Raw genomic sequence first — 14,754 nt, forward strand, 5'->3', positions numbered from 1 at the left:
GGAACTAGCACGCAGGTCAAGGCGTCAAAACGTCGACAAGCCCTGTTTTCTCGTCATTACGACGGCGAAAATCGCGGTGGATGATGGTTCCTAAGTGTAACAACAGCAATGATTTATTGGGATTTTCTGGTCGTTTGGGGCTGCAACTCAAGAGCCAGAGCAGGTTGAATAAGTAGTTTGAGTTAAATGGGTGAAATGGACTGCCGCCCCCCGTTAGAATTTGCTGTGTTAATTTGGGTAATTATAATCCGACTTGGGTTTACCAAATGTCTCCCTTTTTTACGTGTTGGCATTTGCCTTCCCTGAAATTGTGAGCCTGCGGACTTGTCTCCCGATTCGCGACAGGATGTTGCTGTCCAACCTTAACTACTCGAGCCTCCAGCTTTAACGAAGATAAAAGGTTTGCCAAATGACCATTCGTCATGCGAGTAAGCTTACCCGAGCCCAACGTCGTGATCTCAACAAGAAGAACCGTCTTCTTCGTCAGACCAAGCAGCGCTCCATGAAGCACGAGCCGCTGGAAAAACGCGAGTTGCTAGATGCCAACGTGGTTCCGCAGCTTGTAGGGATCCAGCCCAACAGTGGTGAACTGCTGCAAGAGAACGACGTACGTGGCATCTCGCCGCGTTCGCTCACGTTCAACTTCGCTGAAGTCACCGACGTGATGGACGAGCTCAAAGCATCCACGCTGGCCGACGGGATCGTGATCACGCGAGCTGGTCTGGACGGTGTGCTTGGTAACGCGGACGACGTGAAGATCACTGGTCCAGGCTCGAACTTCGAGGGTTTCATCGGTATCGGTGACCAGCCGAACCAGGTGGTTGTCCGTTTTGGCGAGGCTCTGCCGGACGACCTCTACCGCATCGAGATCACCAGCGCGCTGCAAGACATGGAAGGTCAGTCCGCGCAGTCTTTCGTTCGTAACTTCGAGTTGAACCTGGCTCCTCAGGTAATGTCGGTCGTGCCGCAGCCCGTCACGCGAAACCAAACGACCGGCGCGCTCGAAATCGCAAGCAATCAAATTCACGTCTACTTCAACGACGACGATCTCGATCCAACCCTGGCAAACAATCCTGACTACTACCAACTGACCTTCCTGAACGGACTGGGGCTGGAAGCGAACTCGCAGGCCTTCTATCCGCAGACGGTGGAATACTCCGCCGCCGACGACATGGCGATTCTGACGTTTGCAGACGACCTGGAAAATCTGATCACGGATTCCAGCGAGGCAACCGTCTTCCGCCTGCAGATTGGCGTGCGCGGCATCGCCAGCAAGTCGTCGCAGATCCTCGACATGGTGGCTCAAGACCTGGACGCCGGGTCGAGCTTCACGGGTGCGTTCAATCTCTCGGACTACACCGGTAATTTGCAAGACGCTGGTGGGTTTGATGGATATACCAACGCGAATCTGTTTGCCGGAAACAACGAGTTCCGCGTGACTCGAGGTGACATCGCTTCGGTGAACCACACATCGTTCACCATCGACGATGGCCTCGGCAATCTTACGACCTTCGAGTTGACCACCAATGACACGACCGATCCAGTTGCTTCCGGAAACATCGCGATTGTCATCGGCACGGTCGATCTGACTTCGATTCAATTGGCCGCAGCAATTCGCTCACAAGTCAATATCTATTACGGTGCAAATCCCGGTGAGGTCGAGCTTCAATTCGATCCAAGCCTGGGTAACGATCGCCTCCAACTTCGCGGAACCGCTGGGAACCGCGTTAGCATGGTCCTTGGTGCCCAGTCGACTGGCCTGATTGTTGATCGCACCCAGGCGCTGGTCATCCGCGGCGAAATTCGCAATGTTACCGAGTACGACATCAACCTGCCGGGTGGCAATGACGAACCAGGCCACCGCGACGTCGAGCTTGACGGAGAGGTCCATATCAACGACGGGGATGGCGATGGCCGGCCCGATAGCGACTCTAATGGATTGGGCGTCACCGTTCTGACCTATAACTTCCCCGATGAATACGGCATCGATCCCGCCAGCCAGACTGGCGAACCGTTCCAGAACCAGATCACCGAGGAACAAAAGAAGCGTGCCCGTGAGGTTTTTGAGATCTATGGCTTCTACGCTGGTATCGAGTTTATTGAAGTTCCCAGCAACGTAGGCGCCAGCATCGGTGTCGTCACCGGTGACTTGCGTGGGCTTAGCGCCACAATCGCAACAGGTCCAGGCGGCCCAATTGGTCTGGCAGGTAGTGGCCTCGCCATCATGGAAGCCGTCGACCACGATCAACCAGGCGACGACGAGGTAGGGGCCATTTGGCAGACCACCGCTTTCCACGAAATTGGTCACTTGCTGGGCTTGGGGCACACCTACGATCTGCCGCCGGGTACGATCATGGGGCAAGACGACAATCTGATTTTCGGCATGAATCCGGAATCGCTGTTGCCTGGTGACTTTGACATCACCCACTTGCAGCATCTCTATCGTCCGGACGTGATCGATATCGACATGTACCGGTTCGACTTGACCGAAACGGGCAAGCTGTCGGCCGAGATCATTGCCGAACGTCTGACCGATTCGAGTCGTCTCGATGCGGCGTTGACGCTTTATCGGCTCAATGGTGACGGGTCGTATACAGCAATCGCACGCAACAACGACTATTACAGCGAAGACTCGTTCCTGGAAATCACGCTGGAACCAGGCACCTACTTCATTGGCGTCTCGGCCAGCGGTAACAATGTTTACGATCCAAACATCGAAGATTCCGGGTTTGGCGGTACTTCGCAGGGCGAATATGAACTGCAGCTGCGATTCACCCCGACCTTGAATGATTCGATTCGCGATACCGGGGCATCCGTTTCGCAGTTGAACACGATGGTTGTTCGCACCGGTGGAGCGGGCTTCAGCGATGGTCAGACGATCATCCTGCGTGATGGCCAAATGACCCGTACTTTTGAAATCGATTTCAACAGCACGCTTAACAATACCAACAACGAACGCGTTGCGCTGACGACTTTAATGTCGCAAAGCGAAGTGGTTGCCGCGCTAGTAGCCGCCATCAACAACGCGAGCTTCAATGTGGTTGCTTCGTCGACTGGTAATCGCATCGAACTGCGAAACCTGGCGACCAATAACCCGATTACCTTGGATCCAGGCATCATTCAGGCTCAGTCGATCGTCATCACCAGTGGTGCCGCAGCCGGCGCCTCGATCGACGGCGATCTCGACGGAACCGCGGGAGGCGCGTTCAACTTCTGGTTCCGAGCCGAGCCTTCGACCTATACGGGCCTGACACCCACCGCTCCGCGCACCTTGTTTGTGGACGGGACTTACACGGGAACGACTCAAACCGGTTCGATCGACCAGCCGTTCTCCACCATTGGTGCCGCGATTACGGCTGCTGAAACTGCCGGCCGTGGCGACGTCATTCGCGTGATCGGCATCGGTGCCGTCGGCGATGACCAGACGACGCTGGAAGACAACATCGCGTACCTGATCGGTCGTAATCCGCTGAACAATGCTCCGCTGAAAGATGGCGTCGACATCGTGTTGCCCCAAGGGGTAACCATGATGATCGACGAAGGAGCGATCCTGAAGTTTGCCAACTCAAGCATTCAGGTCGGCAGTACCTCGGTCGTCGACGATCGCAGCTTTGCCGCACTGCAAATCTTGGGCATTCCAGAGCGCTATCAGCCTAATACCCAGACCAACGGTACCGTAACTCTGGACGAAGCCCGTCAGAATCGCCGCGTCACGTTGACTTCGTACCGCGAAACGACGCTGCTCAACGACCCTGACGCCGAGATGGTCGGCCATGCCAGCTTCACGCAAGACGTTGCCGGACCAGGCGACTGGGGCGGAATCCTCTTCAATCAGGAAGTCGATCGCGAACAATTGCGGGGTACTTACGAAGACGCCGGGATCTTCATGAACTCGGTGATCGGTGCGGAATTCCGCTACGCCGGTGGTATCACCGAAGTCGATGGCGCGGACATTTCGTTGGCACCGATCTACATGGAAGAATCCCGTCCTACGATCAACTACAACATCATTCGTTTAAGCTCGGGGGCTGCATTGTCGGCCGACCCGAACAGCTTTGAGGAATCGAACTACACGGTCTTCAACGGCGCAGCGGCTGCGTTTACTCCGGACGTGATGCGCGTTGGTCCCGATATCTTCGGCAACCGTATCGTTCAGAACTCGACCAACGGCATGCTGGTGCGGATCCTCTCGTCACCGGGGGCACCGCTGGAAGAGTTGACCGTCGCGGCTCGTTTCGACGATACCGACATCGTCTATGTGATCCAGGAATCGCTACACATCAATTCGACGCCAGGCGGACCAACGTCCACCAATGAGGTCGAAATCAAGGTTCCGCACCTCGCTGGCGTTACTCCCGGAACAGTGCTGACGATCTTCGCCGTCTCAGATGAGGGAGTAACTCGAAGCTTGGCGATCGAGTTCGTTAATGGGGCGACTCCTTCGACAGCAGTTGGCGATTCAGTGTATACGATCAACCTCGACGACATGACTCTGTTCGACGAGACTCTCGGAGTGGGGATCAATCCTCCCAACGGAGTTCCGATCGGCGTCTTTACGGAAGCTGCGTTGGCTGAGCAGATCGCCTTCTTGATCGAACGCTTCCGCAACGCCCAGGCATTCGTGAGCCCGGCCAACGGCGGTCCTTTCTTCCTGGACATCGATCCGGTTGCGACCAACGGCATCGTCCGTGTTACTGGTCAGTACGCTGCATTTTATAACGGTGCGGCCCGCGGAATCGTCATCGATCGCGTGTATGACGCTCGCTTCGATTCGAGCCTCGTCGTCGATCCGAACGTCGTGGTCAAGTTCAACGCCGGTCGTATCGAAGTGGAGATGGGTGCAAGCTTCATCGCCGAAGGTGCGCCGGGTCGACCGGTCGTCTTCACGTCGCTGCGTGACGATCGTTATGGCTTCGGTGGTACCTTCGACACTAACAACGATGGTGCCGCTTCCGTCGCGGCCGAGGGGGATTGGAGTGGTATCTACTTCGCCCATGCTTCCAGCGGTAGTATCGACAACGCCTTGCTGGCCTTTGGTGGCGGCGAATCGAATATCGATGGCGGCCAGGCCCACTTTAACGTGATTGAAATTCACCAGGCCAAGGTTCGTATCACGAACTCGACCTTCGAATACAATGACGATGGCCAAGGGACTGGGGTTGGTGGAGCAACCCGCAACGGCCACATGAGCAACGCCAACGCGGTCATCTTCGTCCGCGATTCGCAGCCGATCATCGTTGCCAATAACTTCCGCTTCAACGAAGCCAACGTCCTGAACGTTGATACCAGCTCGCTCAGCTATGATCTGATCGTCGACTGGGGCCGTTCGACCGGCAACCTTGATCGACAAAGCGGCCTGGGGGACAATCAAGGGGCGCTCATTCGCCGCAACCTGCTCACCGACAACCAACTCAACGCGATGGTCGTTCGAGGCGGCGTATTAACCACCCAAAGCGTTTGGGACGATACCGATATCGTGCACGCCTTGTTCAGCACGATATACTCGACCGATTTCCATACTTACGGCGGTATCCGCCTGGAAAGCTCGGCAACGGAAAGCCTGGTTGTGAAGTTGCTGGGTGCCAATGCTGGATTCGTAGCCACCGGCCGTCAGCTGGACATCGATGATCGTATCGGTGGCATGCTGCACGTTGTTGGCCAGGCCGGCTTCCCGGTGGTCTTCACCGATCTGCGTGACGACTCAGTGGGTGCTGGTTTCACCCAGTACGGTACACCTCAGACCGATACCAATAACGACGGTATCGCCGGAGTCGATCCGGGAGCTGCGATTCCGCTTCCTGGTTCGTGGGAAGGCTTGACGATCGATCAGTTCGCCAACGATCGAAACGTTCAGGTGATCGTCGAGGCCGAAGCCAACAACCTGACCGGCCAGGGCGTCAATGGCATTCCGCAGACCGCGCAGTCGCTGGGCCGCTTGGCTCCCGACGAGTACGGCGGCGACGACACCCGTCGCCTGGGCTTCGAGGTCAACGGCTACTTGAGCAATAAGTCGGACGTCGACGTTTACAGCTTCGTTGCCGATCCAGGGACCGAAGTCTGGTTCGACCTGGACAAGACAAGCTACTACCTGGATGCGGTCGTTGAACTGGTCGATGGTAACGGCAACGTGTTGGCAGCCTCGACCAATTCCTTCGATCAATCCGGCAATAGCTTCTACGGTCAGAACTCGCTGCTGAAGGTGACCAACCCGCTGCAGAAGTCTGGCTTCTATGAAGAAGACTTCTGGTCGATCAATCCACGTGATGCCGGTATGCGAGTGGTGCTGCCAGGACAGCCTGGCACGGCTCGTACCTATCACATTCGCGTCCGCGCCAACACGAACGATCTGACTTCGGTCAACGGCAACGTCCAGGCCGGTAACACCAACGGCGTCTACCAGCTCAACATCCGTCTGCGTGAAGTCGACGAACTTGCTGGCTCGTCGATTCAGTTTGCCGACATCCGTTATGCCCAGAATGGTATCTCGATTTACGGTCAGCCAGGTCATTCGCCGGTGCTAGGTGAGTCGGCCGAAACCACGGGCAATAATAATTCGCTCGGTAACGCCCAGAATTTGGGGAACGTGCTTAACTCGGACCGTGCAGCGATCAGTGTGGCCGGGAATATCGACGCGACCGGATCGGACGTCGACTGGTACCAAGTCCAGTTCAACTTCGACAGCGTTCAATCCATTCCTGGTACCAGTGCTCCTGGTGAATGGGGATCGCTGATTATCGATCTCGATTACGCCGCTGGTCTCAACAGTGCGAATACCATCGTCTCGGTCTACAGTTCAACCGGTGAATTGATCTTCATCAGTGATCGTGGCGCGATCAACGACGACCTGATGCATCCACAGACCCCAGGCAATGCCGGCCTGACCGACCTCGAACGAGGTTCGAGCAACAACGGCGATCCATACCTCGGTACGATCATGCTGCCAGCAGGCACGCCTGAGAACCCTGTAACGTACTACGTCGCGGTCAGCTCGCAGGAACGATCTCCGATTCAAATGAATCAGTTCTTCCAGTCCAACGCGACCAATTCGCTGGTTCGCCTCGAGCCGATCAACTCGGTCCACCGAATCGTGGAAGACCACATCGGCAGTGGTATCTATACCTCGGCCGCTCCACCGACTTCGACGAGCATCGTTGATAACACCAACGTCAATCCGTATGTCCTGGGCGACTTCGTGCTCTTCCTCAGCCAGGGACAAGGATCAAGTACCGATCTTTACGCCATCGATCCATTCACTGGGGCGGTCGAAGCACGCGTTGGACGTGCGGGCGATGCCTACCGTGACTTGGCAATGGCTCCTGATGGAACGCTCTATGCTTACAACGTGGACGTAGTCGGTCGCCTGGAAGATGCAAACTCCGGTAACTTCCTGGAGATCGATACCGGTGATGGTATGTCCACGTTCATCCGAGATGACGGTATCGTTACTTACGAAATTAACAACGCCAAGGACAACGTCCGCGTCGGTAACCTGGCCAATGCCAATGAAGGTAGTGGTACGGGTTGGGGTTATCAATTTGAAGCGACGACCTTCCACAACAATTATGGTGCCAGTGGCTTGCGGCTTTATGCCGTGGGTAGTCGTGGTGACGTTACTTCCTACGCGGATGAGTTTGCGAATATTCTCTTCCGCATGGACGCCAGCGATACCGATGGTGACGGTAATCCGATCGGTGCTCCCGATAGCACTCGCGCGATCAACCTGGGCGTGCTCGGGGACATCGCCGATACGAACATCAACGGTAACTTGACCTTCCGTATCAATACGGAGGTCGACTTCGGAATCAATGCAGCCGCCAACGCGTTGGTCACCACGGCAGCGACCGGTGCGGGCACGACTGCCGTGCTACGGGACGGCATGACCTTCCTCGTTGATCCCGATGGCTTTGGCGTTGGGGTCGCTGCGTCCACTTTTGAATTGGATCTGGGGAGCGATTTCAACCTGGGGTTGAATCCCGGCGGCGGTAAGTTCATCCAAGACGGAATGACTTTCCAAGTCGTCAACGATGCCCTTATCCCGGTAACGACCGATATCACCTTCCAGACTGGGCGGGTCATTGACGTCTCGAATTTCAATCCCGCATTCGTTGCCAATACTGGGGCAGATAACACGCAGCGTAGTTCGATCACGATCGAAGTCGGTGCCCAGTCGCGAACCTTCGTCTTCGATAACACCGACAATGGCCAGGTTTCGATCACTGGAAATCAGGTCCGAATCAGCTACAACGACTCGACGACCCCGGCCCAGATACAATCCAGCCTGGTGTCTGCCATCAATCTTGCCTTCACGGGGTTAGGCGTCACGGCGGATGGGACCATTCCAGGCCGAATCACGCTGGTTGGGGACACGAATTGCTTCAGCACGGGAGCGATTGGCGACATTGATCTCCAGGGGAACTACGGCCAGACTTCCAGTGCGAACAACATCATCGTCAACGTTGAAGAAACGATGACCGGTGCTCAGGTCGCCGACGCGATTGACGTCGCGTTCGCGAATGCGTTCGGTACTTTCACCAATCTGGACGTTAGTGTTTCCGGCTCGCGATTCAACTTCCTTGAAGCAGGTCAGTCGGTCGGCTACAACCAGATGGCGAATGCCTTCGATGGGTTGCTCAGTCCGCTTGCACCCGCCAGCATTGGCGTGACCCCAGGGAATAACTTAGTCCAAATTGGGGTTGGCTTCAGCCAGACTGAGGTGGCGGACGCTATTGTTGCGGCAGCCAACGCCACGCTTGCGAACACCGTGCCTCCGACAAACTTCATTGCGGACAACACCGGAAGTGGTACCAGCAGCAACGTCGTCATCTTCGACATCATGGACCCTGCGTTCACGAACCTGGAAATCGACATTGATACGACCCCATTCAACGTGGGTGGTGAGGCCACTGGCGGTTTCGTCACGGGTATGGCATGGATCGGAAACAAGGTGTTCGCCGTTACCGATGAGGGCGGGTTGTTCCTGTTAACGTCGACTGGTGGCTTCACCATCGATACCAATGAAGACGTCCAAGCCGACTTCATTACCGAACTGACAGACGTAAACGGCAACCCACTCGAATTTGCCAGCTTGTCGGCTGGGCCAAGTCGAGCTGGCGGCGAAACCGGCTACTCGGACGTCTTGTTCGGCGTGACCACCAGTGGCGATATCTACGCTTTCGATGAAAACGGCGCCGCCCAGTTCGTCTTCCATGGCAACAAGTCGAACATCTCGACGGGCCTGGGGAACATCAACGGTTTACAGTTCGGCACGTTGAATGAAAACCTGTGGAACATCAACGGCATTGGAGGAAACGAAGCCGGCCACGGGATCAACGTTCCGATCGACGTCTCGCGGCCAGGTTCCAACGGTGGTTCCAGCCTTTACTTCGGTAATACGGAAGACACGTTCGCCGCCAACAATGCGACTGGTAACAAGACAAACAACAACTACGACTTCCCTGGCGATGCCCACGGTACGGTCATTTCCGATACGTTCAGTCTGTATGGCTACAACGCCGGTGACGTTCCGACGCTGTACTTCAATTACGATCTTCAAACGGATGGCGTGGAAGGTGGCGATCCGCGAGATGCTCTGCGTGTATTCATTGCCGGTGACGATGGTGATTGGCAATTGTTGGCGACCAACAATACGCTTCGCCAGAGCGATACTGGGGCCAACCCGGATGATGAATTCGATACCATCGGTGCCTGGGCGAGCGCCGCCGCCGTCGACGAAGCCCTGAGGGCCGATCGGCAGGCAGGTACCGAGGGGGTTCAGCCGCTGTTCGACAACGCTGGCTGGCGACAAGCCCGCGTCGACCTGTCGGCCTTCGCGGGACAAGAAAACCTGCGTCTGCGGTTTGACTTCTCGACCGGTGGCTCGATTAACCTGGGGGGGCGACACCTTACGACGGGAACCGATCTGAACACCCAGGAACTTCGCGTTCTGCGTGGTGCCCAGATTCCTGACGGCGGGACGTTCCTGGTCACCGATGCGATCAATGGCGGTGCCCCGGTTGTGTTTGAGTACAACAAGGGTCAATCGTTCAAGTTCGATAGTGGTGCCCGCATCGCCGACTCGTTCAATCCGCTGGTAACTCCCGGGACCTTTAATGTTTTCACGCTGCAGGCAACTGCTGGTGGAGCCCCGGTGACATTTGAATACGTTCGGGAAGGCGATAGCGTGACGACGGTCGGTAACATTCCGATTCTCTTCTCGATCACCGATTCGCCGAGCGAAATCGCTCAGTTGACACGCGCTGCGATCTTGAACGAGATGGGTGGTTTGGGGGTCCAGATCTTCACCGAGTCGGACGATACCTTCAACATTCAAGGTATTGTCGATCTCCCACCAGCGAATGCCCCTTGGGGAATGACGGTCACGGGAAGTTCTGACGTCGGTGCAGGTAACATCGAGATCGCCTACAACAGCGAAACGACGGCGATCTCGCTGGCCACAACGACGCAGGACTGGATGAATAAGACGATGGCTCTGCAGTCGTACAACCAGAACTACTTCATGTTCAATCGTTTCCAGGAGTTCATCTACGGCAATGGGTATTCGTTCGATGTAAATACCAGCGGTTTGGGTTACGACGGCTCGCTACAGGGTGACGACTTTGGCTATGCTAACGACGGCAATCCAATCGCCACCAACAGCAATGCCAACACTCGTGGCCAGAACAACGATACTCGTGGCGTGCTGATCGACGACATCATCATCGGTTTTGCCGAACGCGGCGAAATGGTGACCGGTGCCACGACCAACACCAACTTCACGCATAATCAACAGTTGCGTGAAAATGAGATCCTGACCGGGGGATATCAACTCGAGATTCGTCGCGGTACCGACTATGGTATTCCCGCGGATGGTACGCTCTCCCTGCTGCCGACATTCACCTTCGATACCAACGATCGTCTCAACGGCAGCTACACCGTGTTGACGGCTTCGGGGGCGTTGATCGGAAACAACGACCGTATTCGAGTTGGTGACGGTACCGACTGGGTCACGTTCGAGTTCTTCGACCTGGATTCGATCACCGAACGCCAGGCCCGTGGATCGGCAGGGACAAGCACTCGTACGAACTACGACAGCGATAACAACATTTACAGCATCGGTTTCTACAATACCGACACTGAAGCTGACATCGCGGTCAAGTTGATGAATGCCGTCAACGATCACGCAGGGCAAATAGCCCGGTCGTTGATCAGCACCACCAGCGGCGGCTTGGGCGTCTACGCTCAGGTGAATGCCCGCAGCGGTGTCACCACGAGCAACCGCGTCGATCTCTCGCCGAAGACCACTTCGGACGAAGTCCGCCTGGAATATGACATCCAGTCGAACGACGCGTTCCGTGAAGCCACGGACATCGGACTTGACGGTAGCCTGCTTGGGGCAACCGACATGGTAACCGCCGAAATCAACGGGGCGATTGGTGACAACGATCCTGTCGAAAAGCTGGATGGATTTGCCGACGTCGACATCTTCGAGATCACGCTGGATGCCGGCCAGGACCTGCAATTGGAATTGCAGACCGATTTCGCCGATATGTTCGGCTTGAACGCCGTCTTACGACTGTTCGACGAAACGTTCACCGAAGTGCTGCTGAGCGTCGTCAACGGTGTGGGTATCGATACCTACACCCTGGCCAACCCAGCGATCGGAGGTACCTACTTCGTCGCGATCGCCGCCAACACGATCCCACTGCCTTCCAACGGAAACCAGGCTTCCGCGCCGCTGACTTACGACCCATCCAAGGTCGCCAAGAATGACGCGGCTCGCCAGGCAAGGACGTACGAAGGTGGCTATGACCTGGCTATCTCGGTTGCCGACGACTTTGGCAACGTGACGAATTCTTCCACCTACTTCGTGAACAACGAAGCCGGGCAACTCGGCGAGGCGACGACCCGAGCGACCAACATCGGAATTCAGCGTCACGACGAGTTAAGTTGGACGTTCTTCGGACAGACGTTCGTCTTCGACCTGGTTGGGGACTCGAATCGTCACCGAGATCAGGGACAGATCATCATCAACTCGAATATGATCTCGAACTCGGCGAACTACGGCGTGCTGATTGACGCCGGAAGCCGAAACACGGTGACCGATGCCGATGCCGGCAACAACCGTCCGCACCAGGGTGCTCCGATCAGCGTTCCGTCGGCTGCTAACACGCAGCGACTGGCCACCGGCGTCACCGTCAAGAACAACGTGATCTTCGACAGTGATCAGGGCGCCATCCTGTACAGCGGCGATCCGCTCGGCACCATAACCGGTAGCGACCCAGCTGGTGCCGTTCCATTTGGACGCATCATCAACAACACGCTGTATGGAATCAATGACGGTGACACCGGCGTGACGATTGAAGAGTCGGCTGGTCCCACGCTGATGAACAACATCGTCGCGAACTTCTCGACGGGTATCTCGGTCGATACAAGTTCCAAGGCCACCACGGTCATTTCGCGAACGTTGTTCCAAGACAACGGAACGCCTGTAACTGGTTTCGGTGGTAACGGTAACCTGGCCATTTTGCTCGCATCTGGGGACCCATTGTTCGTCGACGCGGACGACAAGAACTTCTACCTCGACGAAGGAAGCCAGGCGATCGACGCCGCCGTGGATGCCATTCAGGAACGTGCCGCAGTCAGCCAGGTGGTCAATCCGCTGGGTATCGACAGCACTCCGCTGTTGGCACCGGAACGGGACATCACAGGCCAGCTTCGTGTTGACGACCCAAGCGTCGTTTCCAGCGGTGGCGTTGGCGGCGTGACCTTCCGCGACATCGGTGCCTACGATCGAGCAGACTTCACCGGTCCGACCGGTTACCTGATCGATCCCCAAGACAACGATGCGGCCGATCGCGACCTGGACGAAACCCCGGACGTGGTCCAATGGATTGGTGGTCCGCTGACCAACATCTCGATCCAATTGCTGGATCAAGGTGACATCTCGGATCAGGTCCAAGGTACCGGTATCGACGACTCGACTGTGACGGCTGATTCGGTCAAACTTGAAATCCTGGCCGGCGACGTTCCGCGTGTCCTCGACCTGGGTGTCGATTACACCTTCGACTACGACGCGACCAACAACATCATCCGACTGGTTCCCGTCTCGGGTGTGTTCCAGGAAGGCGTCCTGTACAAGGTCACGCTGGATAGTCGACCTGATGATGACGATCTGGTTGAAAGCATTATCCGCGACATCGCCGGTAACCCGATCGAATTCAACAACCAGGTTGATGACGGCACGGGCACCTTGGTCGGTGAAACTCGCTTCCTGATCCAGGTGGGCGGTCTGGTCGACTTCGGTGACGCCCCGGATAGCTACGGCACGCTGTTGGGTTCCGATGGTGCTCGTCACAACCTGATCGAGAACTTCTATCTGGGTCAAGGTGTCGATGCCGAAATCGAAGGTCAACCAACCGCCGATGCCAGTGGTGACGGTGCGACCGACGATGGTATCTTCATCCGCACCGAAGATCCGAACAACTCGGGCAGCTTCCTGAACTGGACTCTGCGTGACGGCATCAATAATCAGGTCTATGTCACCTCGAAGGCACCTACCGGAGCCACCTCGTTTGGCTTCCTGGATGCCTGGATCGACGCCAACCAAGACGGCGACTTCACTGATGAAGACGAACAGATCATCGTCAGCGTGGCCTTGACGAAAGATGCGGTCGATCCACTTGGCTCGCCCGGTGGCTTGGGACAATTGATCACCGTGGGTGATCTGCCGGATGGAACGCTTCTGGGGGATACCTACATTCGCTTCCGTTTGAGCAGCACCGGTGGTCTGACGCCGACCGGACTGGCCGAGGACGGGGAAGTCGAAGACTACCAGATCACCATTGGTGATGCCGGTGTGAACCCATGGCACAACAGCAGCAATAAAGCTGCCATCTCGATCGGCGACAATAGCATCACGAATCTCGATTACACGTTGCTGCTGCAGGAAATCCGGAACCGTAACTACACGTACGGGACCGCGGATCCGATGAACAATATTGAGGTCGGCGACTTCAAGCCAGGGTTCGAGCCAGATGTTATTGACCCGCAGAATGTCCCTGCCAAGTTGGACGTCAACAACGACCGTCGTATCACGCTGGCTGACTTGTTGGCGTACCAAGACTACACCGCTGGTTTGTCGGCTAACCCAGAACCGATCTCGGAAGAGATTGTCTCGCAGTCGATGATCTCGGGCGAGTCGATCTCCAGCGGCGTCGAAACCCCAGTGGAAGTGAACTCGTACGAGTTCAAGACCAACGAATCGGCAACTCCGTCCGCGGCTGTGAATACGGCACCGGTAGTGAGCCAGTCGCTTGTCTCGAACACCAGCTTCGATGCCATCGCCCCGAGCTACTCTGATCTTCAGATGCGATCCGCCCTGGAGTTGATGGGCTACGCTCAGAGAGAAGAAGTCGAAACGAGCGTCATCGATGCTTCCTTCCACGATGAAGTAATCGCCCTGGAAACGGTCAGCTATGACGATCAATTCGATCAGCTGATTGGCGACATGGCTGACGACCTCAGCTACAATTGGGACGGCAAGCAGTTCAGCGAAGACGCGGAGGATAGTGCCGAGTCGGACGAACTGGACGAGTTGCTCTCCTTGATCAGCGATCCGGGTGACAACAGTTAGTTGTCGCCTAGGTTGAAACATCAACAATCGTCGCCCGTGGGGTAATCACCACGGGCGACTTTCTGCGCGGTTGCCAAGATGCTTCCGCTCTAGCTTGGGGGAAGCGGTTCGACATCCTCCCG

General features: G+C 56.4%; 1 protein-coding gene. It reads left to right on the forward strand.

What is annotated here, in order from left to right; genetic code table 11:
- Window positions 1-409: 409 nt before the first annotated feature.
- Complete coding sequence (locus Pan97_RS09840) at window positions 410-14,632, forward strand: GEVED domain-containing protein (RefSeq protein WP_144972061.1); 14,223 nt, start codon at window positions 410-412, stop codon at window positions 14,630-14,632.
- The last annotated feature ends 122 nt before the right edge of the window (window positions 14,633-14,754 follow it).

This window comes from Bremerella volcania (assembly GCF_007748115.1).
GTDB classification, from domain to species: Bacteria; Planctomycetota; Planctomycetia; order Pirellulales; family Pirellulaceae; genus Bremerella; species Bremerella volcania.

Coding starts and splice junctions, on each gene's coding strand:
- Pan97_RS09840 (WP_144972061.1), top strand. CDS start 410: ATGACCATTCGTCATGCGAGTAAGCTTACCCGAGCCCAACGTCGTGAT.